We start from the raw sequence: 24,423 nt of genomic DNA on the forward strand, positions 1-24,423 counted from the left end.
TTGGCTCATACCGTGAAGACCGGCACAGAATTGCACCAGCGGTCCTTGTACTCACGGTCGGTCCGACCAAAGGAAAACCGCAGGGGTTTATTCAGCGCGCGTGCATGTTCCCAGGCGCTTTGGGTGTTGAGAAAACTCAGTACGCTGCCGGGGCTGAATTCGCGGGTCTCGGGATCGACACCGCCGTTGACATACTCGACGCTGATCCACTCCGGCGCCTCGACGCGGTACACCAGTTGAATCGCAATCGGTGCGTCGTTGAGGAAAATCACCGAGCCTATGAGCAACTCGCGCAACAGCTCGATCACCTCGCCCATACGCTCGGCACCGGTGGCCGGGAAACCCCAGCGACGCTGGAACAGGTCGCAATAGATAGCCGCCAGTTCGCTGCTGGAAAACTCGGTAACCGGCCGCGCTACACCACCTGCCTCTTCCAGAAGACGCAATTCGCGACGCTGGTTGTAGCGAAACTTCTTCGACAACTCTTCAGGTGTCCGCGCCATGGCCAGTTGTTCGGTCTGCAGCTTGATGCCGGTAAAACGGCCTTCGCTCAGCGCCGACAGATAACGCCCGCGATGACGCAACGGTGCCTGGGCATCCGCGGCAGCCGGCAGGATCAATTCAGCATTGCCGAGGTCGAACAGGCCCTTTTTACCGCTGCGCTTGAGCACGTCCTTGGACAGCGCCAGGTCGCGACCCCAGGTCGGGATGGCGGCTTTCACTTCGCCGTTATGTTCCCAAGCCAGATAGCGCACCGGAATGTCAGCCAACTGTGCCAGACGCTCGACCACCAGAGGATGAGTCGCGACACTGCCGCCAAAACGTTGCCAGGCTTGTGCATAAGTCGATGCGTCGACCTGCGCCCAGCCACGTTCGCGCCAGCCTTGAAATCGGTTGAGCATCAGCCCCTCGGTGCCAGTTCGGTGACATGCGGCAAATGCCAGAAAGCATCGCGTACCGCGCGATCGGAGAAGCGCTCACGCAAGCGGTCAAACATCAGCTCGGCACACTGGCGACGCTGCTGCTCGTCCATCGCGGCCAGATGCTGCAGCCCTTGAGCCAAACGCTCGGCATCGCCCAACGGAAACAGAATGCCGACGCCTTCGACCACTTCCCTGGCCCCGCCGCACGCGGTCGCGAGCAACGGCACACCGGCGGCCATGGCCTCCAGCAACACCATGCCGAATGGCTCGTGATCGGAGCTTAGGGCAAACACATCGAAAGCACAGAAGTAACGACGAGCATCGGGCACCTGGCCGAGGAACAGCACTCGATCGCCGATACCCAGCTCGCGCGCCAAAGCCTTGAGGTCCTGCTCCAGCCGACCGCTACCAAGGATCACCAACTGACTGTTGGCCGGTAACCCCGGCAATGCCGCGGCAAAACCGTGCAGCAGCGTAGCCTGATCCTTGTCCGGATGCAGGCGCCCGACGTTGCCGACAATCCAGGCATCCATCGACAGACCGAGAGTTTCCCGGGCCTCACGAACCGATACCTGACTGGACTGCAACGCCTGCACATCGATACGGTTATACAGCGTCTGAATCCGCTCGACCGGCCATTTCGGCAAACAACGGCGCATGTCGTCACGCACCGCATCGGAGACCCCGAGCAGGCTCAGGCGCTTGCGGAAAATATTCGCGAACAGTTTGCGGGTGCCGCGCTGGTAATCGCCAAACGCGTGATGCACGCCAATGACCGGCAACGAAGTGCCGAGCAAGGCGATGTAGATCGGTTTGAAACGGTGAGCAATGCAGAAACTGAAATTGCGCGAGGCGGCGATCTTGCGCAAATCGCCGATGGCGCCCAGCTTCAGGCCACGAATGGCCTTGGAGCTGTATTCCATGAACAACACTTCATCGGAAGCGCAGCTCGCAGCGACTTCGGCATCGGCAGCCCCGGTCAGAAACACCGTGGTCACTCGATAACCGGTCCCCGCGAACAGGCTGGCGTACTGCCGGGCGCAGTCCAGAAACGGCCCGTCATAGCCGTGGCAGAACTGCAGCACATGGCGCTCAGCCGAGCGTGTCATAAGCGTCCGCGCCTTCTTTGACCACCAGAATGTCTTCCATGATCAGGTACTGCAGGTCGGAACCGAAGAACATATTCAAGGCGTCGGTCGGTGAGCAAATCATCGGTTCGCCACGACGGTTCAGCGAGGTGTTCAGCGACACGCCGTTACCGGTCAACACTTCCAGCGCCTTCATCATGTCGTAGTAGCGCGGGTTGTATTCGCGCTTCAACACCTGGGCCCGGGACGTGCCATCTTCGTGGACGACTTCCGGCACGCGGGTCTTCCACTCTTCAGCCACTTCGAAGGTAAAGGTCATGAATGGCGCCGGGTGATCGATCTTGATCATCTGTGGCGCAACGGTGTCGAGCATCGACGGGCAGAAAGGCCTCCAGCGCTCGCGGAACTTGATCTGATGGTTGATGCGGTCAGCCACGCCAGTCGCGCTCGGGCAACCGATGATCGAACGACCGCCCAAGGCGCGCGGACCAAACTCCATGCGCCCCTGGAACCAGGCCACCGGATTGCCATCGACCATGATCTTGGCGATGTTTTCCGGCATGTTCTCGAGCTTGCGCCAAGTTGGCTTGCTCGGATGACGGGAGCACGCGGCAATCACGTCTTCGTTGCTGTACGACGGGCCGAGGTAGACGTGTTCCATCTTCTCGACCGGTACGCCACGGGCATGGGACACGTAAGCCGCCGCGCCGACCGCGGTGCCGGCATCACCGGACGCCGGTTGCACGAACAGTTCTTTGACATCGTCGCGAGCGATGATTTTCTGGTTCAGCTTGACGTTCAACGCACAGCCACCAGCGAAGGCCAGCTTGCCGGTTTCCTTAAGCACATCGCCCAGGTAGTGGTCGATCATCTGTAGCGAGATCTTTTCGAACAGCGCTTGCATGCTCGCGGCATAGTGGATGTACGGCTCGTCGGCGATGTCGCCTTCGCGCTTGGGCCCCAGCCACTCGATCAGCTTCGGCGAGAAGTAGAAACCTTTGCCCTTCTCTTTATAACGACGCAGGCCGATGACGTTGGCGTAGTCGGTGTTGATCACCAGCTCGCCGTTCTCGAACGAGGCCAGACGCGAGAAATCGTATTTGTTGGCGTCGCCGTACGGCGCCATGCCCATGACCTTGAACTCACCGTCGAGCATCTCGAAACCGAGGAACTCGGTGATCGCACCGTACAGGCCGCCGAGAGAGTCCGGATCGAAGAATTCCTTGATCTTGTGGATCTTGCCGTTTTCGCCGTAGCCGAAAAAGGTCGTGGCGTACTCGCCCTTGCCGTCGATCCCGAGAATCGCGGTTTTCTCTTTGAAACCGGAGCAGTGGTAGGCGCTGGAGGCGTGGGCCAGGTGATGCTCGACCGGCTCGATCTTGATTTTCTTCGGATCGAAGCCCAGTTGCTCAAGGCACCAGACAATCTTGTTGCGATAGCGCTTGTAGCGACGGTTGCCCATCAGGATCGCATCGAGGGCGCGGTCCGGGGCGTACCAGTAACGCTTGGCGTAGTGCCAGCGAGCCTTTCCGAACAGGCTGATCGGCGCGAACGGAATCGCCACCACGTCAACGTCGGACGGCTTGATGCCCGCCTGCTCGAGGCAGAACTTCGCCGATTCGTAAGGCATGCGGTTCTTTGCATGTTTATCGCGCACGAAGCGCTCTTCTTCAGCCGCCGCGACCAGCTTGCCGTCGATGTACAACGCTGCGGAAGGATCATGGCTAAGGGCGCCGGACAGGCCAAGAATCGTCAATGCCACAGGGGTCTAGCCTCTTTAGTCTGCATGCAGGCGCAACGCGCCTCAAAATTAATGTGCCCTCGCAAGGGGCGAGAGACAGCTAAAGGGCGGGATTATAGCGTAAACGTGGCGGGAATGACCCTGCCCTTATCAGCACCGTGAAGATGACGTCGAGCCCACGCGTTCGCCTTCGCTCATCCGCGACCCGGGCGCCAGTAAATCCTGATATTGCCGTCCGTAGCCTGCCGATAAATCGTGTACGGCAAGGCAACCGTGTCCAGTGCACCAGACAAGGTCAGATCCAGCAATACGAATGGCACCAGAACACCAGTGGGATCAGGCGGCGCATGCAGGAGGCAAAAGTCGTGGGCCAGACCGCTGTAGATGCGAGGGATGGACTGGCAGTAGGTTTTTTGTTTCCTGAGGCCACGGGCGGCCGCCTCGTCATCCTGCAACACCGTGACAGCGGTCCCGCAGCCAGATAGCGCCAGCGAGAAAGTGCTCAGCAACACAGCCATTTTTATCGTCAAAATCTGCCCTCCGAGAACGTCAGGCAAACTAGCATCGTGGCTATTCAGGGCACAGTTCACGGGGTCTGTAGATCATGTAGGACGGTTCATAAGAACTTGTCCTCCAGATCTCGGGGGACTGATCTGACGCCATCGCGGGCAAGCCCGCTCCCACAGTGATGGCGCCGCACACAAAACTTATGCATACCACTGAAACTGTGGGAGCGGGCTTGCCCGCGATAGGGTCGAAGACCCGATTCAGGCAGCGCTAGAGATATCTTTAGGCAACCTCTGATCAATCACCCGATACAGCGCACTGCTTTCGGGCCAGTTACGCATAAACCGAGCCCGATCCCGCGCGTACGCTGGGGCAAAGCTACTGACCGAGCCATGCTGACACATCGAATCCAGATCAATCAGCGCCCAGCGATCCTGCTGCCAGAACAGGTTATGGCCCTTGAAATCGCCATGGCTGATCCGCTCGCGAATCAGCTCCGCGAACAGGTGATCCAGAGCCTGCAACTCGGCTTGCGGCGCTTCGCCGCTTTCCACGTACGGCGCAAACCGCTCGATGATGTCTGGCCCCGACAAATACTCGGTCACCAGGTACGCCCGGCTGCGCAGCCAGAGAAAACGCGTCTCCAGCAACGCCAATGGCTTGGGCGTGGCGATACCCAGGAATTCCAGGCGATTGCCTTCACGCCATGAGTGCCAGGCACGGCTCGGGCGCCAGAAACGCTTGAGCCAGTGGGCAAAGCCCTTGATGTTGTAGCGTTTGACCACCAATGTGCGCCCGGCCACCTCGACCTTGCCGACGCTCGCCGCGCCGCCGGTCTTGTACAGATGGCCTTGATCGAGCAAGGCATCGGCCTGCTCCAGCACCGGCAGCATCGCCGTCTCTTCCTCACGGCGAATCGCCCGCAAGCCGAACGCTCCGCGCTGGACGCTGAACAACGTGCACTCGCGGCCGACCTTGATCAGGAAATCCTTCAAGCGCCAGCGACGGACCTTGTCGATTTGCTTCTGCAACGCTTCCATGGGCAAGGCATGCTCGCCGTTTCCCAGCAGGTAATACACCAGCAATTCTTCGGTGAAGGGTTCCAGCGATTTGGGCAACTGAGCGAAAAACACCCCGAGGTTTTCCAGGACCTTCTGCTGCGACAGTGGCTTGCCAGCCGTCTCGGCACAGATCCCGGCGCCATCGATCAAATACAACTGACCGCCATGGCGCAACAGGTTGTCCAGGTGCAAGTCTTCCTGCCACAGGCCTTTGCTGTGCAATTGCCCAATCGCGCCCAACGCCTCGGCCAGCACCGCTGATTGCTCATCCGCCAACACGGGCAAGTGTTCGACCTGTTTCCAGGCATCTCCCAGGCTCTCGGCGCCCTCAAGGAAATCGAACAACAACCAGCCGCCTTCGCCGTCCTTCAGGCCATCAGCCAATAACAATGGCGTAGTCAGCCCCTGAGCGGCGAGCAAACGCACGCCGTCCAGTTCACGTTGGAAATGCCGCGCCGCTTTGCCACCGACCAGCAACTTGGCCAGCACCGGCCGGCCGCGCCAGACGCCGGCGCCCACATAACGCTGGCCTGGCAGCACTCGCAGCAGACTTAGCAGTTGTAACTCCGCAGGCCCCGCAGCATCGGCCAGTGGAATGTTCAGCGGCAGGCTCGGGCTGCGGCCGGCGTTTTTCAGTTCGGACAAACGCATTAACGCGCCTCCTTGTGACTGCGCCGCGCACTCAGGCGCGATACCCAACTGTCCACCAGCGAGCTGTTCAATGGCTGATCCAGATAAACCGCCAACAACTCGCGCAGCTGACTTTCGCTCCATTCCGGCGCCCGACGCAGCAACGGTTCCAGGTCCTTGACCCGATCACGTTGGCCAAACAGCAATGGCCGGGTTTTTTCCAGATCGATCAACTGAGCCTGATAACCGTCACCGGTGGCCCGCAGAAAAATATGCTTGGGATAGAAGCAACCGTGGAGTTGACGAACCTCGTGCAGGCGTCGCGCCAGTTGCCCACAGGCTTTCAGAATCGCCGAGTGCTGCACCGTGCTCAGGTCGGACCAGCGCTGCAACAGTGAATCCAGATCATCCCAACCGTCCAGCGCGCGGGTCAGCAGAATTGCCCGGACTTCGCCGTCGACTTTGCGCTCACCGAAGAACGCCGCCTGCAACGCAGGAACACCCAGCTTCTGATAACGACTGATGTTGCGAAACTCACGGGCAAAACTTGGCTCGCCAAACGGTGAATGCCATGTGCGCGTCAGGTAGTTGCTCTGGCGTTTGAGGTAGTAGCCATGACCTTCCAGCTCCAGCCGAAACACACTGCTCCAGCCATCACCAGCGGTATTGGGCTCATCCACCGCCTCGAGCTGTTTGGCCCAGAGCGCGTCGAAGGTGCCGAGGCCATGACGCTCAAGCAGCGCGCGGTCTTCAGCAGCCAGAAAATCAGTCATTCGCGTCCCTCGAAAAATCTCACCACGTGCCGAATCCGTTTCTTGTCGGCGGTATTGAGCCGGGTGCATTGGCGGTATTGCATGTAAAAGCGCAGACGCTGGGTGGCCGACAGGTGATATTTGGCCACTTTGTCCAGACAAGCCAGGTCTTTGGTGATCCGGTATTTGAGCCAGAAGCCGCGCCAGAAATTACCGTTGGGGCAGTCGATCAAAAATAGCCGGGGCTCATCGTCGATCAGCAGGTTGCGCCACTTCAAATCGTTATGGGTAAAACGGTGGTCGTGCATGGTCCGGGTATAGCCCGCCAGCTGCCGACTGATGTTGTCGACCCAGGCGCGGTCCGCCAGCTTCGGATCATGCCGACCTGCCAGAGCCGACAAGTCTTCGGTATTGGGCAGCTCGCGCGTGATCATCGCCCCGCGATCGTATGCCGCGCCGCGCCGCTCCAGCCCCCAGGCCACTACTTCGGCGGTAGGAATGCCCCACTTGGCGAAACGCTTGAGGTTCTGCCATTCGGCTTTCACCCGCGGCTTGCCCAGATAACGGCGCAGGCCTTTGCCGGCGCCGACGTAGCGCTTGACGTAATAGTTGACGCCATTGCGCTGGACGCGAATGACCTCGGACAGTGGATCGCGGGTCAGCCGCTCGCCCTCGAGCGCGAACACCGCGTCAAGACTGCCGAAGTCTTCTGCCAGATCGCTGTAAGCAGGTTCCAGTGTCCAACCCGACATCAGAGCGCATCCCCGTATCGCTGCTTACGCTCGTAGAGCTTGTTGGCCTTGCCTTCGAGCCATGCCAGCAGCCCCGCTTCTTCAGCCAGAATCTGGCGCAGCGGCTGCTGGAAATAACCCTTGAGGAAACGCAATTTGTCGCGACGGGTCAGGCCAATGTCGAGCGCCGAAAAATACAGCGCCGCCAGGTCCTTGTTGCGCCAGCGTTGGGTAATCGTCGGACGGGTCTGAGCACGGTGCAGATCGATCACCGACAGCTTGAAGTCGTCGGCTGTCACCGGTTTGTCGGTGTGCAGCAGGAAGTGGCAGATGTAGCAGTCGCGGTGGTTGACCCCGGCGCGGTGCATCATGCCGGTCATGCGCGCGACTTCGGCGATCAAGGCGCGCTTGAGTTTTGGCTCGGGCGGCTGCTTGACCCAGTCGATGCTGAAATCTTCGAGGCTGACGGTGGGCGCCAGCTCTTGCGTGACGATAAACGAATGCTGATCCGCCGGGTTGCTGCCCTTTTCGCCGTAAGCCACAGCGGTCATGGTCGGCACGCCGACTTCTTGCAGGCGCTGAATGGCCTTCCACTCCTGGCCCGCGCCAAGCACTGGCAGCTTGGCGGTCAGCAGGTTCTTGAAGATCTCGCCCCAGCCGATGCCACGGTGGATTTTCACGAAGAACCCGTGGCCGTCCACTTCAGTACGCAGTGTCCGGCGCGCTTCAAGCTCGCGGTACACCTCGCCCTTGAGGCCCTCGACTTCGGCGAACGGATCGCGTCCGGCCCAGAGGCTCTTGAACGGTTCAGCCAGCATCAACTTCATTAAGCGTGCTCCGCCAGAATCACATCGGCCGCGTGCTGCGGCATGCTGTAGAGGTCGGCCGTCTCGGCGAAAGCCAGACCGTTGCGGCTCCAGGCCGCCCGTGCATTTGCGTCATTCAACATGCCGGTCAGGTACTGCGTCAGTTGCGCCTGATCGAAGGGCTCGTCCAGCACCAGACCGGCGTCGGCCTCGGCGATGTAATGGGCATAGCCGCACACCGCGCTCACCAGCACCGGCAAGCCAGCCACCACGGCTTCAAGCAGCACCGTGCCGGTGTTTTCGTTGTACGCCGGGTGGATCAACAAATCGGCACCGAGCAGGAAACGCGGGATATCGCTGCGGCCCTTGAGGAACTGCACGTTGTCGCCGAGCCCCAATGTGGCGCTCTGCAACTGGAATACTTTGGGGTCGTCCTGGCCAATTACAAACAGCCGGGTGCGCTTTTTCAGCTCGGCGGGCAAGGCGGCCAAGGCCTTGAGGCTGCGGTCCACGCCTTTGGTCTTGAACCCGGAGCCGATTTGCACCAGCAGCAGTTCATCGTCCTTCAGGTTGAATTCGGCGCGGAACCCGGCTCGAATGTCATCCGCGTTCGCCGGGCGACGACGGTCCTGGGCGATGCCCGGTGGCAGCAGATGGAAACGTTCGATTGGCGTGTCGTAATGCTTGATGAACAGCGGCTGCTGGACTTCGGAAATCATCAGCACTTCGGTTTTCGCGTCCTTGGCGAACACCGCGCGCTCGTACTCTGCGAAGTGCCGGTAGCGGCCCCAACGACGGTACAGCGAGTTGCGCAGGTTCTGCGCCTTGTCTTCGAAGCAGCCGTCGGCGGCGTAGTAAACGTCCAGGCCCGGCATCTTATTGAAACCGATCAGGCGGTCCACCGGGCGCTTGGCCAGATCGGCCTCCATCCACTCGGTGAGCTTCTCGTTGCGCCGATGATTGAAGAACGCCTTCACCGGTGCCACCAGCACTTCGAAGCCCGGCGGAATGTCGCCTTCCCAGATCAGCGTGTAGACGCGAATCTGGTGGCCGCGCTGCTGACATTCCAGGGCGATGCGCATGAAATCGCGCTGCAAACCGCCAAAGGGAAAGTACTTGTACAGGACAAATGCCAATTGCATCAGCGCAGCTCCTCAGCCAGTAACAACGTGCTCAGTCGGCTCGCGACACGCTCGGGATTCAGACGCGTGAAGCACAGGGGCCACTCGCGTTTCAGGTCGAACCGACGGGCATCGTCGGCCGTCGGTTGATAGGTGCATTTCTTTTGCAGGCACGGCGCGCAAGGAAAGTCGCTGGCCATGTGAATCTGCGACTTGCCGTACGCGCCAGTCAGGCCCGGGTTGGTCGGGCCGAACAGCGACAGGGTTGGCACGTCCAGCGCCGCAGCGAGGTGACCGAGACCGGTGTCCACCGCTACGCAGGCTTGCGCCCCGGCCAGAACTTTACCGACACCCGCCAGGTTCAGCTTGGGCAGCACTTCGACGTGTCGCATGTCTTTGGCGATGCGCTCGGCGCGGGACTTTTCGATCGGATTACCCCACGGCAGCTTCACTGCCACGCCGAGGTAACCCACCCGCTCGGCCAGTTCGCGCCAGTAGGCTTCGGGCCAATGCTTGGTGTCCCAAGTGGTGCCATGGAGAAACACCACGTACGGATTCTTGCGCGGCAACTCCACCAGTCGCTCGATGTTCAGGCCGTATTCGCCCAGCCCTTTGGGCAGGTCGTAACCCAGGGCCACCGCGAACAGCTGACGCACTCGCTCTACCGCGTGTTGCCCACGGGCCACGGCCAGACGTCGGGAGTAGAAACGCGCGGCGATCGGTTCGCGGGCCGAGTTCTTGTCCAGCCCAGCCACCGGGGCTTTGGCGTAGCGAGTCAGCAACGCGCTTTTCAGCAGGCCCTGGGCATCGATCACCAAGTCATATTTGGTCGCGCGAATGCTCTGTTTGAAGCGCTTCCACTCGCCACTCTTGATGGTCTGCCAGATGTTCTTGCGCCAGCGACGGATCGCCACCGGAATCACCTTACCCACGGCAGGGTGCCAGGTCGGAATCTCGGCAAAGCCTTCTTCCACCACCCAGTCGAACGTGATGCCGGGGATCGCCCGCGCCGCGTCGGTCAACGCTGGCAACGCGTGAATCACGTCGCCCAGCGAAGAAGTCTTGATCAACAGTACCCGCAAACTATTTGACCTCGACCACAGTGCCCAGCAACCGCTGCAAGGCTTCGTTCACCGCTTTCGGCATGAGCTGGCGCAAGCAATTGTAATGACCGAAACGGCAGGTGCGATCGAAGCACGGACTGCATTCGATGCCCAGGCGCACGATCTCGACGTGCTCGGCCAACGGTGGCGTAAAACCCGGCGACGTCGAGCCGTACACCGCCACCAACGGGCGGTTCAGCGCAGCGGCCACGTGCATCAGGCCGGAGTCGTTGGAGACCACCGCGTCAGCGCAGGACAGCAGATCGATGGCCTCGGCCAGGGATGTGTCGCCACTGAGGTTCACCGACTCTTCACGCAGACCCGGAATCAGCCGCGCGCGAATGTCTTCGCCCACCGCGTGATCGTTTTTCGAGCCGAACAGCCAGACCTGCCAGCCTTCACGGATCTTCGCTTCGGCGACCTTGGCGTAGTGCTCCGACGGCCAGCGCTTGGACTCACCGAACTCGGCGCCGGGGCACAGCGCCAACACCGGACGGTCGAGAGCCAAACTGAATTTGGCCAGTGCGCCGTCGCGGGTCACCGGGTCGATCTGCAGGCTCGGCCGTGGATACGGCTTCGGCAAGTCGACACCGGGCTCAAAGGCCAGGGCCATGAAACGCTCGATCATCAGCGGGTAACGCTCTTTGTCGAGCGTGCGCACGTCATTGAGCAGGCCGTAGCGGAATTCGCCACGCCAGCCGGTGCGTTTCGGGATACCGGCAAAAAACGGTACCAGTGCCGACTTCAGGGAATTGGGCAGCAGGATGGCCTGGTCGTACTGGCCGGCCAGGGATTTACCGATGCGCCGACGCGTCGCCAGCTCCAGCACGCCGTGGCCGAGCGGGAAGCTCAAGGCCTGACGTACTTCAGGCATGCGTTCGAGGATCGGCCGGCTCCACTCGGGGGCCAGCACGTCGATTTCGCACTGCGGGTGGCGTTGTTTGAGACACTGAAAAAGTGTCTGCGCCATCACCATGTCACCGACCCAACTGGGCCCAACGATCAGAATTTTCATGTGGTTTCCAAAAACGAGCCGGGGAGGCATACGCCTCCCCGCCTCGAGAATCCAGCACCTTCGGGGTGAACCGTCAGGTCATTTGGACGAGCCGATTGGGGCTCGTCGGATCAATTTTGTGCACATCCATGCGATGCAGCTTAGCTGCCTCAATCTACCAGACACTGCAGATCCAGTGTGGGAGCGACCTGTGGCGAGGGGGCTTGCCCCCGTTGGGTTGCGAAGCAGCCCCAAAAATCTCTGATATGCCAAAGATCTTGTGAGTGCTACGCACTCAAACGGGGGCAAGCCCCCTCACCACAAGCCCGCTCCCACATTGGGTATCAGATGTTACAAATATCCCGTTTCAGCTTAACCCCAGCTCGCGCCAGATCTGCATTACCTGCCGTCGTTCATCCACGAACTGGTCGCCCGGTATCACACCGGCGTCCTTCTGCAAGGCCTCCCGGTGAGCGGCGGAGCGGTAGGCCTTATAGGCTTCACGCAACAGGCTGGCATCTTCGGCGGGCATCAGCCCGACCTCCTCCAACCCTTCCAGAATGCGGATATTGTCGGTATAGCGCAGCAATGACGGATGCGCTTGCGACCATGCCAGAGCCGCGTATTGCACCATAAATTCAATATCGACGATACCTCCGGCGTCCTGCTTGAGATCGAACGGCGCCGTGGCCTCGAAGGCATTTGCCGCCGTGCCCGCCGCAGTGCTCTTGCTGCCCAGATTATCGCGCATCTTGGCGCGCATCTCGCTGACCTCCTGGCGCAAGGTCGGCAGGTCCCGCGGCTTGGCCAATATCGCCGCGCGAACCTTCTCGAATGCCTGGCCGACATCCTGGCTGCCCACCAGTACCCGCGCCCGCACCAGCGCCTGATGTTCCCAGGTCCAGGCTTCGTTTTCCTGATACCGGGCAAACGCCCCCAGGGAGCTCACCAGCAAACCGGATGCGCCGGACGGCCGCAGGCGCATGTCCACTTCATACAGCTGGCCGGAGTTGGTCTGCGCCGTCAGCAAATGAATGATGCGCTGCCCGAGCCGGGTAAAAAACTGTGCGCCGTCGATAGGCTTCGGCCCGTCGGTTTCCGCCTGCGGATCGCCGTCGTGGATGAACACCAGATCCAGGTCCGAACTGTGCCCCAATTCCAGACCACCGACTTTCCCGTAACCGACAATGATGAAACCAGGGTCGCACACGCTGCCGTCGGTGCGCAGCGGCGTACCGTACTTGGCCACCGTCTGGCGCCAGGCCAGGGCCAGAACTTGTTCGAGGATCGCTTCGGCAAGCCAGGTCAGGTAATCACTGACCTTCATCAAGGGCAGGCTGCCGGCGATTTCCGAGGCGGCGACGCGCAAGCGGTGCGCCAGTTTGAAATGCCGCAGGGCTTCCATTTGTTGTTCGAGGTCGTCTTCGGGAATCCGCGTCAGACGCTCGCGCAACTCGGCCGCCAGTTCCGGCGCCAGCGGCGGCTTGAACAATCGACCCTCGTTGAGCAATTCGTCGAGCAGTAACGGAAAGCGCGTGATCTGTTCGGCAATCCACGGGCTTGCGGCGCACAACGTCAGCAAGCGGCGCAGGGCGCCGGGGTTCTCGGTCAACAACACCAGATAGGCGGAACGACGCGCCACGGCTTCCACCAGCGGTAGCACCCGCTCCAACACCAGATCGGGATTGGCATGCTCCACAGCCTGAGCCAGCAAACGCGGAATAAAAGCATCGAGGCGTTCACGCCCCAGGCGCTGCATGGCGCGCAATTGTGGACTGCCGCGCAGGCTGGCCAAGGCTTTCAGCGCTTTGGAGGCGTCGGCGAAACCGCCTTCTTCCAGCTGACGGCAGGCGGCCTCCTCGTCCTGGGCTTCTTCCCACAGCGGCAGCCATTCGCCGCCAACCACCACTTCGCTCTCGGTGCCGGCCTCTTCATCGGGATCGGCGATCACCTGAGCAAAGTGCCAGGCCACCCGGCCACGCCAGTACATCAGCTGTTCGTGGAATGCCGTCCAGTTGGCAAAGCCGAGCATAAAGGCAATGCGCGCCTGATCCTGTTCACCATCCGGCAGCATCTGGGTCTGACGGTCGGCAATCGCCTGAATCGCGTGTTCGGTGTAACGCAGAAATTCGTAGGCTTCGCGCAATTCGCTGACCACCGCCGCCGGCAGGTAACCCTGACCTTCGAGGGTGCTCAGTACTTTTAATAGAGGACGCTGCTGCAGGCTCAGGTCGCGGCCACCGTGAATCAGCTGGAAGGCCTGGGCGATAAATTCGACTTCACGAATGCCGCCGGAACCGAGTTTGATGTTGTCCGCCATGCCCTTGCGCCGGACTTCCTGCTGAATCAGCTGCTTCATCGTGCGCAGCGCTTCGATGGCCGAAAAGTCCAGGTAACGCCGGTAAACGAACGGTCGCAGCATCTCTTGCAGTTGCGCGCCCGCCACTTGATCGCCGGCCACCACGCGCGACTTGATCATCGCGTAGCGCTCCCAGTCGCGCCCCTGATCCTGGTAATACTGCTCCAGTGCATTAAAGCTCAGCACCAGCGCGCCGGACGAGCCGTAAGGCCGCAAGCGCATGTCGACGCGGAACACGAAACCGTCGACGGTCATCGGGTCCAGCGCCTTGATAAGACGCTGGCCGAGACGAATGAAAAATTCCTGGTTATCCAGCGACCGTTTCACGCCGACGGTTTCGCCGCCCTCGGGGTAGGCGAAAATCAAGTCGATGTCCGACGACAGATTCAGCTCCACGGCGCCGAGCTTGCCCATGCCGAGGATGACCATCTGCTGCGGCTCGCCGCTACGTCGCCCGGTGGGCGTGCCGAACTGTTGGCAATGGCGCTGATACAACCACTGATAGGCCTGATCGATGCAGGCATCGGCCATGTCCGAGAGGTCGCGACAGCTCTGGATCAGATCGGCCTGGCGAGTCAGGTCGCGCCAGATAATCCGCACTTGCTGGCGGGCGCGCTGGCGACGCAGGGCGCGGCCAAGCTGGTCGTCGGTTTCGGCGGTGCTCACCGCCGTCGCAATCTGTGCGCACAACTCGCCCGGCGCAAAGGCGCGGTCCAGTTCGCCAGACTGCACCAGCTCCAGCAACATCAAAGGGTCACGCAGACTCTGTTCAATCACAAAGTCGCTGGCAGCAGTGACACGGGCAAATTGCGCCCAGCGCTCAGGCGTCCAGGCAGACAGGCCATGATCGTCGGGAAAAAGCCCGACAGCCGTACGGAACGACTGCTCGGCACGGGTGACAAACGGCAGGAGAACGCCGGGCAGTTCGACAAGCGAAGGGAGGCTCATGGTCTATCCTTGATCGGCGTGTGAAGGGCTGCATGTAGTGATTCTTGAAAACACACTACGTGACTGACTGTCGAACAAAGGTTAGAAATAGCTGAAATTTCTTTATTTTTGGCAGCGACCATCAAGCTTTCACCTTTTCTGGTTGGCAAAAGACCAACCTTAACGATTATTCTCACAACGCAGCCGGAGGCCACAAGCCGATCTTCTGTAGTTTTACTACTCGTCTATACATTCGAAAGGCTGAAATGCCCGATGATTTGTAGTAAAACTACACGCCGCCGGAACATACCTCTCGGCAATCCAAGAATTTATATCGTCTGCCCACAAGGCCAGTCGCAAACTCAGGCAACCGATTCTGGAAGCCTTTCCGCCCTGGAGCAAGCCATGCAAGACCTCGATCCCGTCGAAACCCAGGAATGGCTGGACGCCCTGGAATCGGTTCTCGACAAAGAAGGCGAAGACCGTGCTCACTATCTGATGACCCGTATGGGCGAACTCGCGACCCGTAGCGGCTCGCAGCTCCCTTACGCCATCACCACGCCTTACCGCAACACGATCCCCGTTACCCACGAAGCACGCATGCCTGGCGACCTGTTCATGGAACGCCGCATTCGCTCGTTGGTACGCTGGAACGCGATGGCCATGGTAATGCGTACGAACCTGAAAGATTCTGACCTGGGTGGTCACATCTCCAGCTTCGCTTCCAGTGCGACCCTGTATGACATCGGCTTCAACTACTTCTTCCAGGCCCCGACCGACGAGCACGGCGGCGACCTGATCTACTTCCAGGGCCACACCTCGCCAGGCGTTTACGCCCGCGCATTCATGGAAGGCCGCATCACCGAAGACCAGATGAACAACTTCCGCCAGGAAGTGGACGGTCAGGGCCTGTCGTCCTACCCGCACCCTTGGCTGATGCCTGATTTCTGGCAGTTCCCGACGGTATCCATGGGTCTGGGCCCGATCCAGGCGATCTACCAGGCACGCTTCATGAAGTACCTGGAAGCCCGTGGCTTCATTCCGGAAGGCAAGCAAAAAGTCTGGTGCTTCCTGGGCGACGGCGAGTGCGACGAACCGGAATCCCTGGGCGCCATCTCGCTGGCTGGCCGCGAGAAGCTCGACAACCTGATCTTCGTTATCAACTGCAACCTGCAGCGCCTTGATGGCCCGGTTCGCGGCAACGGCAAGATCATCCAGGAACTCGAAGGCGTGTTCCGCGGCGCTCAGTGGAACGTGACCAAAGTCATCTGGGGCCGTTTCTGGGACCCACTGCTGGCCAAAGACGTCGACGGTATCCTGCAACGTCGCATGGACGAAGTCATCGACGGCGAGTACCAGAACTACAAAGCCAAAGACGGCGCGTTCGTGCGTGAACACTTCTTCAACTCGCCAGAACTCAAGGCGATGGTTGCTGATCTGTCCGACGACGAGATCTGGAAACTCAACCGTGGCGGCCACGACCCGTACAAGGTCTACGCGGCGTACCACGAAGCGGTCAACCACAAAGAACAACCGACCGTCATCCTGGCCAAAACCATCAAGGGTTATGGCACCGGTGCCGGCGAAGCGAAAAACACTGCGCACAACACCAAGAAAGTCGATGTCGACAGCCTGAAGTTGTTCCGTGATCGCTTCGACATTCCGGTCAAAGACGAAGAGCTGGAAAACCTGCCGTTCTTCAAACCGGAACCCAACAGCGCTGAAGCCCGTTACCTGAGCGAGCGCCGCACTGCACTGGGCGGTTTCGTGCCACAGCGCCGCGCCAAAAGCTTCGACATCCCGACGCCACCGCTCGATACCCTCAAGGCAATCCTGGACGGCTCGGGCGACCGTGAAATTTCCACCACCATGGCCTTCGTGCGGATCCTCGCTCAGCTGGTCAAGGACAAGGAAATCGGTTCGCGCATCGTTCCGATCATCCCGGATGAAGCCCGTACCTTCGGTATGGAAGGCATGTTCCGTCAGTTGGGCATCTACTCCTCCGTCGGCCAGCTCTACGAGCCAGTCGATAAAGACCAGGTGATGTTCTACAAAGAAGACAAGAAGGGCCAGATCCTCGAAGAAGGCATCAACGAAGCGGGCGCCATGAGCTCCTTCATCGCTGCCGGTACTTCGTACTCCAGCCACAACCAGCCAATGCTGCCGTTCTACATCTTCTACTCGATGTTCGGCTTCCAGCGTATCGGCGACCTGGCCTGGGCCGCTGGCGACAGCCGCACCCGTGGCTTCCTGATCGGCGGCACCGCCGGCCGGACTACACTGAACGGCGAAGGCCTGCAACACGAAGACGGTCACAGCCACATCCTGGCTGCCACCATCCCGAACTGCCGCACCTTTGATCCAACCTACGGCTATGAGCTGGCGGTGATCATCCAGGACGGCATGAAGAAGATGACCGAAGAGCAGCAGGACGTTTTCTACTACATCACCGTGATGAACGAGTCCTACCAGCAACCCGCCATGCCGGCCGGTGTCGAGGAAGGCATCATCAAGGGCATGTACCTGCTCGAGGAAGACACCCGCGAAGCGGCGCACCACGTTCAGCTGATGGGCTCCGGCACCATCCTGCGTGAAGTCCGTGAAGCGGCGAAGATCCTGCGTGAAGAGTTCAACGTCGGCGCTGACGTGTGGAGCGTTACCAGCTTCAACGAACTGCGTCGCGATGGCCTGGCCGTCGAGCGCAGCAACCGTCTGCACCCGGGCCAGAAGCCTAAACTGAGCTACGTCGAAGAGTGCCTGAACGGCCGTAAAGGTCCGGTCATCGCCTCTACCGACTACATGAAGCTGTTCGCTGAGCAAATTCGTCAGTGGGTCCCGTCCAAGGAATTCAAAGTCCTGGGCACCGATGGTTTCGGCCGTAGTGACAGCCGCAAGAAGCTGCGTCACTTCTTCGAAGTCGACCGTCATTTCGTGGTGTTGGCAGCCCTGGAAGCTTTGGCTGACCGTGGTGATATCGAACCTAAGGTGGTGTCTGAAGCCATCGCCAAGTTCGGCATCAACCCGGAAAAACGCAACCCACTGGACTGCTGAGGAGACACTCTGTGAGCGAACTCATTCGCGTACCTGACATCGGCAGCGGTGAAGGTGAAGTAATTGAATTGTTTGTGAAGGTCGGCGACCGTATCGAAGCCGACCAGAGCATCCTGACACTTGAGTCGGACAAGGCGAGCATGGAAGTGCCTGCGCCGAAGGCTGGCATCATCAAGAGCCTGAAAGTGAAGCTGGGCGATCGCCTGAAAGAAGGCGATGAACTGCTGGAGCTGGAAGTCGAAGGTGCCGCTGCTGCAGCCCCTGCGGCTGCCGCTGCGCCGGCTGCCAAGGCCGAAGCTGCGCCTGCTGCCGCGAAAGCGCCAGCCGCTCCAGCTGCCGCGCCTGCTGCTGCCAGCGTTCAGCAAGTACACGTGCCGGACATCGGTTCGTCGGGCAAGGCCCAGATCATCGAGATCCAGGTCAAGGTTGGCGACACCGTCGCGGCTGATCAATCGCTGATCACCCTGGAATCCGACAAGGCAAGCATGGAAATTCCATCGCCTGCCGCTGGCGTGGTCAAGGCCATCAGCGTCAAGCTCAACGACGAAGTCGGCACCGGCGACCTGATTCTGGACCTGGAAGTGGCGGGTGCTGCTGCACCGGCCGCGGCCGCGCCAGCCCAGGCTGCTGCGCCTGCTGCCGCTGCTCCGGCGCCAGCCGCTGCGGCTCCGGCGGCTCCGGTTGCCGACACGGTTCAGGACATTCATGTCCCGGACATCGGTTCGGCGGGCAAGGCCAAGATCATCGAAGTACTGGTCAAGGCTGGCGACACCGTCGTCGCCGACCAGTCGCTGATCACCCTGGAATCCGACAAGGCGAGCATGGAAATTCCATCGCCTGCCGCTGGCGTGGTGGAAAGTGTTTCCATCAAGCTGGATGACGAAGTCGGTACCGGCGACCTGATCCTGAAGCTGAAAGTCAAAGGCGCGGCACCTGCTGCTGCTCCAGCACCTGCCGCAGCCGCACCAAGCGCTCCTGCTCCAGTCGCTGCTGCTCCGGCTGCGCCTGCTGCTGCCGCTCCAGTTGCTGCTCCTGCCAAGCCGGGCGCGAAAGTTCACGCAGGTCCTGCGGTGCGTCAACTGGCCCGTGAATTCGGCGTCGAGCTGAACGCCGTTGGCGCCAGCGGTCCGCACGGTCGCATCCTGAAAGAAGACGTGCAGGTTTACGTCAAAGCCATGATGCAGAAGGCCAAGGAAGCACCGGCCGCTGGCGGCGCAACCGGCGGCGCGGGCATCCCGCCGATTCCGGTCGTGGACTTCAGCCGCTTCGGTGAAACCGAAGAAGTGCCGATGACTCGCCTGATGCAAATCGGCGCGTCGAGCCTGCACCGCAGCTGGTTGAACATTCCACACGTGACTCAGTTCGATTCGGCTGATATCACCGACCTGGAAGCGTTCCGTAACGCTCAGAAAGCCGTTGCAGAGAAGGCTGGCGTCAAGCTGACCATCCTGCCGCTGCTGCTCAAATCCTGCGCGCACCTGCTCAAGGAACTGCCGGACTTCAACAGTTCGCTGGCACCTAGCGGCAAGGCGATCATCCGCAAGAAGTACGTGAACATCGGCTTCGCGGTCGACACCCCTGAAGGCCTGCTGGTACCGGTCATCAAGAACGTCGACCAGAAGAGCCTGTTGCAATTGGCCGCCGAAGCCGCTGCGCTGGCTGCCAAAGCCCGCGACAAAAAGCTCACCGCTGACGACATGCAAGGCGCCTGCTTCACCATTTCCAGCCTCGGCCACATTGGCGGCACCGGCTTCACGCCGATCGTCAACGCGCCGGAAGTGGCGATCCTCGGTGTTTCCAAGGCAACCATCCAGCCAGTCTGGGACGGCAAAGCCTTCCAGCCGAAACTGATGCTGCCGCTGTCGCTGTCCTACGATCACCGTGTGATCAACGGCGCCGCTGCTGCACGCTTCACCAAGCGTCTGAGCGACCTGCTGGCGGACATCCGCACCATCCTGCTGTAACACCGGCCGGCCCTCCTTCACCGGAGGGCCTGTCGCGTTCCATGTTTTCCGAGCGCCACGCTCGTACCTCAACCCCGCCAATTTGGCGGGGCTTTTTTTGCCCTGAAGAAAGCCCTCCTCTGCGCCTTATTCCTACATTCAAGGCTTACACCGCCTACAACTCGAGTCCACTTCCGCCCGATATTTTTTGCGAGCCAATAACTAGTCTTAGTTCGGAGAATTTCTAATAGAAACTTCGACAACTTAATCTGCTTAGTTAGCATTACTTCGAATGGATTCGAACATGTTCAAACCGACTGTCGGCCCGATTATTGGCCATACCACAACTAACCATGCGCGCATTTTCTTGCGCGGCGAATTACAAAATGATGCCTTGGTATTTGCAGGCATCCGTTATCGACGCGTCGGTGAGGAACACTGGTCCAAAGGCGTATTTGCAAATCTGACAATCTTGCGCGACATGTCCGATGTGATTGCACTCAACGATCTTGCCATCGATACCGACTATGAATATCAGGCAGGTTGGTTCAGTCCCATGAGCCCGGTGCATACCGTGGAGACGATTCAGGAACTGCCACTGCAATGGCCGCGGGAGATCTATCGCTTTCGCACGCAGTCCAGCAAAACCACCACGCCACGGGCTTATATCGTCGGCTCATGTCGTTACCTGCGAATGACCGCCGGCATTGCCTCGGCCCCGCATTTGGGCGACCGGATCTTTGCCTCGATCACAAGCCTGGCGGAGCGCGCCGAGCCGCCTATCAGCGCCATGCTGATGACGGGCGATCAAATCTACGTCGATGACCTGAACCTCGTGGCCCCCGACCGGGAATACAAGGACATCCTCAGCAAATACCGCACGGCTTTTTCTCAGCCGCACATCTCGAAGTTAATGTCCGGCATGCCGACTTACATGATCCTCGATGACCATGAAATTGAAGATAACTGGCCCGCCAATGCAAATAAGAGCGATGTTCACTTATACCGAAATGCCATGGCGGCGTATGAACACTATCAAGTCAGCCACAGCCCCGTACATGAACTGCTTGCCAACGGGCAAGTCAACAGAGCGTGGCTGCCGCACTATTGGTATCAATTCACCGAGGGCGATATCGAATGGTTTATCACCGATAGCCGAACCCGACGCAATCTGTCGGCCAGCGACCGGCGCATCCTTGATGAAGAACAGGAACAGGCACTGCTCAAATGGCTGATCAACAGCACGGCCCGGGTCAAATTCGTGGTCACCAGCGTCATGTTCTACCCCGACCGCAAGCTTCATGGTGATGACGCCTGGAAAGCCTTCCCGGAACAACGACTGCGGCTGCTGGAGACGATTCGTACGCACCGCATCAAGAACGTCTTGTTCATTTCCGGTGATGTCCACGGCTCGCTGACCAGTCGCCTGACTCACAGTGAGGTAGCGGACTTCGAAGTTCACACCATCGTGTCTTCCCCGCTGTGCAACAGCAAACTGCTGCCGTACGCCCAGGCATCGACCTTCATCCTCGACCAGGCGTTGGCCCGAACGGCCGCGGGAGATTATCGGCATGAGCTGACCAGTGAGGTGATCAGCCAGGATAATTTCGCGCATCTGATCGTCGATGCCGAACAGGTTCGCGTCAATTATCACGATCGGGATGGCAAGCCATTGCAGTCGATCAGCATCAAATTGCGTTGATCCCGAAAAGATCGCAGCCTTCGGCAGCTCCTACAAGGCTGCGATTTTTTGACTCACTGCATTACTTTTCGGCGCCTCGCTGGAGAATTCTTCACGCCTGCCGACATATTCTTATAGCACTTGGCCTTCATGTCTCTTGTCAGTCGGTGTTGCAATGATGCAACCTTGCCGCAGACAACAGAAAAGAGGGCGAGAGCCCGGCGCGATCAGCATATTCGAAGCGAGTTTCCCTCCATATGAAGAGCCAACCCGATGCCGCCAGCCGTATGGTGGCCGAGGTAGTGACGCAGTTGCCAGTGCCCTCGCGGCTCGGCATGCTGCGTTTCGAACGGCTGAATGAACCGAGCTGGGCGCTGCTGTTTCTCGACCCCAATTGCGAGCGACAGTTTGGCCTGCCGGCAGTGGAGCTCTGTGCTTTGGTCGGCTCGCCCTATGCCAGCCTGATGGAGCCGGAAGCGCGCTATCAACTGCACGACACGATCCAGCAGCAACTCGCCGATAGCCCGCATTACCTGATCCGCTACACCTTGCACACTGCCGCAGGCGTACTGAGCCTGCTGGAACTGGGCGAAGCTTACAAACAACACAATCGACACCTGCTGCGCGGCTACCTTATGGTGGTGGACGGTCTGTTCGGCGGCGAACCGCTAACGCCGGCGCTGGATCTGGAAACCCAGAACTCACGCCTGCAAATTGCCCTGGAACTCAATCAGCGCGCCCAGCAGGAACAACTGCAGCACCTGGACCGGGTGCGCGCCCAGCAAGATCTGATTCTGCTGCTGACCCGCCAGCGCTACAGCACCAACAACTCCCTGCAAGAAGCCGCCGAGCTGATCACCCGCAGCGCCTGCGACATCTATGAAGTCGACTGCGCCAGCCTATGGCACCTCGACGGCTCGTTGCTGACGCCGATCTCGGCCTATCACCGCGCCACCCGGGATTACCAACTGCCGGCCCCCATCGAAGCCAGTGGTTATCCCGATTACCTCGACGCCTTGCACACCGGGCGCGCCATCGATGCCCACAACGCCATGCACGACCCGCGCACCCGGGAAATAGCCGAGAGCCTGCGCCCGCGCGACGTCAACGCCATGCTCGACGCCAGCATCCGCGTCGATGGCCAAGTGGTCGGCGTGCTCTGCCTGGAGCAGATCGGTGCAACCCGCGCCTGGCAGTCGGACGAAATCGCCTTTGCCGGCGAGTTGGCGGATCAGTTCGCCCAAGTCATCAACAACCACAACCGCCGCACCGCCACCAGCGCCCTGCACCTGTTCCAGCGTGCGGTGGAGCAAAGCGCCAACGCCTTTCTGCTGGTCAATTGCGATGGCGTGGTGGAATACGTCAATCCAAGCTTCACGGCGATCACCCAGTACACCACCGAGGAAGTCCACGGCCAGCGGCTGTCGGAACTGCCGGCACTGGAAAACCTCAGCGAACTGCTGTTCGACGCGCCATCGGCATTGGCCAAGAGCAACAGCTGGCAGGGCGAGTTCAAGAGCCGGCGCAAAAACCTCGAACCCTACTGGGGTCAGCTGTCGATTTCCAAGGTCTATGGCGACAACCGTGAGCTGACGCACTACATCGGTATCTACGAAGACATCACCCAGACCAAGCTCGCCCAGCAGCGCATAGAACGCCTGGCCTACACCGACAACCTGACCAACCTCGGCAACCGCCCGGCATTCATCCGCAACCTCGACGAACGCTTCGCCCGAGACAGCGACACGCCGATCAGCCTGTTGCTGGTAGACATCGACAACTTCAAACGCATCAACGACAGCCTCGGCCACCAGACCGGCGATAAATTGCTGATCAGCCTGGCGCGACGCTTGCGCAACAGCCTGAGCCCGAGCGGCAGTCTGGCGCGCTTCGCCAGTAACGAATTCGCGGTGCTGCTGGACGACACTGACCTCTCGACAGGCCAGCAGGTCGCCAACCAATTGCTGGCGACCCTCGACAAACCGATGTTTGTCGACAACCAGTTGATCAGCGTCACCGGCTCCGTGGGCCTGGCCTGCGCGCCGCTGCATGGCCGCGACCCACAAACACTGATGCGTAACGCCGGCCTGGCGCTGCACAAGGCCAAGGCCAATGGCAAACACCAAGTGCAGGTGTTCACCGAAGCGCTGAATGCCGAGGCCAGCTACAAACTGTTCGTCGAGAACAACCTGCGCCGCGCCCTGACCCAGAACGAGCTGGACGTGTTCTACCAGCCCAAGCTGTGCCTGCGCAGCGGTCGCTTGCTGGGGATGGAAGCGCTGCTGCGCTGGAATCATCCGGAAAAAGGCATGATCCGCCCGGATCAATTCATCAGCGTTGCCGAAGAAACCGGGCTGATCATCCCGATCGGCAAATGGATCGCCCGCCAGGCCTGCCGCATGAGCAAAGAACTGACCGCCGCCGGCCTCGGCAACCTGCAAGTGGCGATCAACCTCTCGCCCAAGCAGTTCTCCGACCCGGACCTGGTGGCGTCCATCGCCAACATCCTCAAGGAAGAAGAGCTGCCGGCGAACCTGCTGGAGCTGGAACTGACCGAAGGCCTGCTGCTGGAAGCCACCGAAGACACCCACTTGCAGCTCGATCAGCTCAAACGTCTGGGCCTGACCCTGGCGATGGACGACTTCGGCACCGGTTACTCGTCGCTCAGTTACTTGAAAAAATTCCCGATCGACATCATCAAGATCGATCGAAGCTTCATCCACGAAATTCCCGACAACCAGGACGACATGGAAATCACCTCCGCGGTGATCGCCATGGCCCACAACCTGAAACTCAAGGTTGTAGCTGAAGGCATCGAGACGGCCGAGCAGTTGGCCTTCCTGCGCCGCCACCGCTGCGACGTCGGCCAGGGCTACCTGTTCGACCGACCGATCCCGGGTTCCGAGCTGATCGAAAAGCTCAAACGCTACCCGCGCGGTCCAATCGTCTGACTGAGCCCCCCCTGTGGGAGCGAGCCTGTGGCGAGGGGGCTTGCCCCCGTTGGG

General features: G+C 60.2%; 16 protein-coding genes. 4 read left to right on the top strand and 12 right to left on the bottom strand.

Annotation, left to right across the window (positions count from 1 at the left end; all coding sequences use genetic code 11):
- Positions 1-5: 5 nt before the first annotated feature.
- The 12 genes from F6R97_RS12065 to glnE form a co-directional block, all read right to left on the bottom strand.
- A complete protein-coding gene (locus tag F6R97_RS12065) occupies positions 6-902 on the bottom strand; it encodes an antimicrobial resistance protein Mig-14 (RefSeq protein ID WP_048396118.1) in 897 nt (298 codons plus the stop codon).
- Positions 902-2,032 carry a glycosyltransferase gene (locus F6R97_RS12070; protein WP_050683173.1) on the bottom strand — a complete coding sequence of 377 codons (1,131 nt, stop codon included), beginning with the start codon at positions 2,030-2,032 and terminating at the stop codon, positions 902-904. The genes F6R97_RS12065 and F6R97_RS12070 overlap by 1 nt, the downstream gene beginning before the upstream one ends.
- A complete protein-coding gene (locus F6R97_RS12075; RefSeq protein WP_038978667.1) occupies positions 2,016-3,773 on the bottom strand; it encodes a carbamoyltransferase in 1,758 nt (585 codons plus the stop codon). Before F6R97_RS12075 ends, F6R97_RS12070 begins: the two co-directional genes overlap by 17 nt.
- A 173-nt stretch (positions 3,774-3,946) precedes the next feature.
- Positions 3,947-4,282: a YceK/YidQ family lipoprotein gene (locus F6R97_RS12080; RefSeq protein ID WP_050683175.1), complete on the bottom strand. Its 336-nt coding sequence runs from the start codon at positions 4,280-4,282 to the stop codon at positions 3,947-3,949.
- A gap of 237 nt (positions 4,283-4,519) precedes the next feature.
- Positions 4,520-5,971, bottom strand: coding sequence for a lipopolysaccharide kinase InaA family protein (locus F6R97_RS12085; RefSeq protein ID WP_315866598.1), 1,452 nt, complete (start codon positions 5,969-5,971; stop codon positions 4,520-4,522).
- On the bottom strand, positions 5,971-6,723 hold the full coding sequence (locus F6R97_RS12090) for a lipopolysaccharide kinase InaA family protein (RefSeq protein WP_038978664.1): 753 nt from the start codon (positions 6,721-6,723) through the stop codon (positions 5,971-5,973). The genes F6R97_RS12085 and F6R97_RS12090 overlap by 1 nt, the downstream gene beginning before the upstream one ends.
- Positions 6,720-7,454, bottom strand: coding sequence for a lipopolysaccharide kinase InaA family protein (locus tag F6R97_RS12095; RefSeq protein WP_038978663.1), 735 nt, complete (start codon positions 7,452-7,454; stop codon positions 6,720-6,722). Before F6R97_RS12095 ends, F6R97_RS12090 begins: the two co-directional genes overlap by 4 nt.
- On the bottom strand, positions 7,454-8,260 hold the full coding sequence (rfaP, locus tag F6R97_RS12100; RefSeq protein ID WP_007902532.1) for a lipopolysaccharide core heptose(I) kinase RfaP: 807 nt from the start codon (positions 8,258-8,260) through the stop codon (positions 7,454-7,456). The genes F6R97_RS12095 and rfaP overlap by 1 nt, the downstream gene beginning before the upstream one ends.
- Positions 8,260-9,381 (bottom strand): glycosyltransferase family 4 protein, encoded by a 1,122-nt coding sequence (locus F6R97_RS12105; protein WP_038978662.1) that lies wholly within the window; start codon positions 9,379-9,381, stop codon positions 8,260-8,262. Before F6R97_RS12105 ends, rfaP begins: the two co-directional genes overlap by 1 nt.
- The gene (gene waaC, locus F6R97_RS12110) at positions 9,381-10,442 is read right to left on the bottom strand and encodes a lipopolysaccharide heptosyltransferase I (protein ID WP_038978661.1); all 1,062 of its coding nucleotides are present in this window, start codon (positions 10,440-10,442) and stop codon (positions 9,381-9,383) included. Before waaC ends, F6R97_RS12105 begins: the two co-directional genes overlap by 1 nt.
- Before the next feature lies 1 nt (position 10,443).
- Positions 10,444-11,478 carry a lipopolysaccharide heptosyltransferase II gene (gene waaF, locus F6R97_RS12115; protein WP_038978660.1) on the bottom strand — a complete coding sequence of 345 codons (1,035 nt, stop codon included), beginning with the start codon at positions 11,476-11,478 and terminating at the stop codon, positions 10,444-10,446.
- Between the two features lie 346 nt (positions 11,479-11,824).
- Complete coding sequence (gene glnE / locus F6R97_RS12120) at positions 11,825-14,764, bottom strand: bifunctional [glutamate--ammonia ligase]-adenylyl-L-tyrosine phosphorylase/[glutamate--ammonia-ligase] adenylyltransferase (RefSeq protein WP_315866599.1); 2,940 nt, start codon at positions 14,762-14,764, stop codon at positions 11,825-11,827.
- A 384-nt stretch (positions 14,765-15,148) separates the two neighbouring features.
- Between glnE and aceE the strand changes: the two genes are divergently transcribed.
- The 4 genes from aceE (at position 15,149) to F6R97_RS12140 (ending at position 24,369) form a co-directional block, all read left to right on the top strand.
- Positions 15,149-17,794 (top strand): pyruvate dehydrogenase (acetyl-transferring), homodimeric type, encoded by a 2,646-nt coding sequence (gene aceE, locus F6R97_RS12125; RefSeq protein WP_048396113.1) that lies wholly within the window; start codon positions 15,149-15,151, stop codon positions 17,792-17,794.
- Positions 17,795-17,805: 11 nt separating this feature from the next.
- On the top strand, positions 17,806-19,758 hold the full coding sequence (gene aceF / locus F6R97_RS12130; protein ID WP_315866600.1) for a dihydrolipoyllysine-residue acetyltransferase: 1,953 nt from the start codon (positions 17,806-17,808) through the stop codon (positions 19,756-19,758).
- A gap of 283 nt (positions 19,759-20,041) precedes the next feature.
- The gene (locus tag F6R97_RS12135) at positions 20,042-21,439 is read left to right on the top strand and encodes an alkaline phosphatase D family protein (RefSeq protein ID WP_315866601.1); all 1,398 of its coding nucleotides are present in this window, start codon (positions 20,042-20,044) and stop codon (positions 21,437-21,439) included.
- Between the two features lie 236 nt (positions 21,440-21,675).
- On the top strand, positions 21,676-24,369 hold the full coding sequence (locus F6R97_RS12140) for a putative bifunctional diguanylate cyclase/phosphodiesterase (RefSeq protein WP_315866602.1): 2,694 nt from the start codon (positions 21,676-21,678) through the stop codon (positions 24,367-24,369).
- Positions 24,370-24,423: the final 54 nt, after the last annotated feature.

The sequence above is a fragment of the Pseudomonas sp. JV414 genome, from assembly GCF_032424305.1.
Classification (GTDB): Bacteria; Pseudomonadota; Gammaproteobacteria; order Pseudomonadales; family Pseudomonadaceae; genus Aquipseudomonas; species Aquipseudomonas lini.

Coding starts and splice junctions, on each gene's coding strand:
- rfaP (WP_007902532.1), bottom strand. CDS start 8,260: ATGAAGTTGATGCTGGCTGAACCGTTCAAGAGCCTCTGGGCCGGACGC.
- F6R97_RS12095 (WP_038978663.1), bottom strand. CDS start 7,454: ATGTCGGGTTGGACACTGGAACCTGCTTACAGCGATCTGGCAGAAGAC.
- F6R97_RS12140 (WP_315866602.1), top strand. CDS start 21,676: ATGAAGAGCCAACCCGATGCCGCCAGCCGTATGGTGGCCGAGGTAGTG.
- F6R97_RS12105 (WP_038978662.1), bottom strand. CDS start 9,381: ATGCAATTGGCATTTGTCCTGTACAAGTACTTTCCCTTTGGCGGTTTG.
- F6R97_RS12065 (WP_048396118.1), bottom strand. CDS start 902: ATGCTCAACCGATTTCAAGGCTGGCGCGAACGTGGCTGGGCGCAGGTC.
- F6R97_RS12135 (WP_315866601.1), top strand. CDS start 20,042: ATGTTCAAACCGACTGTCGGCCCGATTATTGGCCATACCACAACTAAC.
- waaF (WP_038978660.1), bottom strand. CDS start 11,478: ATGAAAATTCTGATCGTTGGGCCCAGTTGGGTCGGTGACATGGTGATG.
- glnE (WP_315866599.1), bottom strand. CDS start 14,764: ATGAGCCTCCCTTCGCTTGTCGAACTGCCCGGCGTTCTCCTGCCGTTT.
- F6R97_RS12090 (WP_038978664.1), bottom strand. CDS start 6,723: ATGACTGATTTTCTGGCTGCTGAAGACCGCGCGCTGCTTGAGCGTCAT.
- F6R97_RS12070 (WP_050683173.1), bottom strand. CDS start 2,032: ATGACACGCTCGGCTGAGCGCCATGTGCTGCAGTTCTGCCACGGCTAT.
- aceE (WP_048396113.1), top strand. CDS start 15,149: ATGCAAGACCTCGATCCCGTCGAAACCCAGGAATGGCTGGACGCCCTG.
- F6R97_RS12085 (WP_315866598.1), bottom strand. CDS start 5,971: ATGCGTTTGTCCGAACTGAAAAACGCCGGCCGCAGCCCGAGCCTGCCG.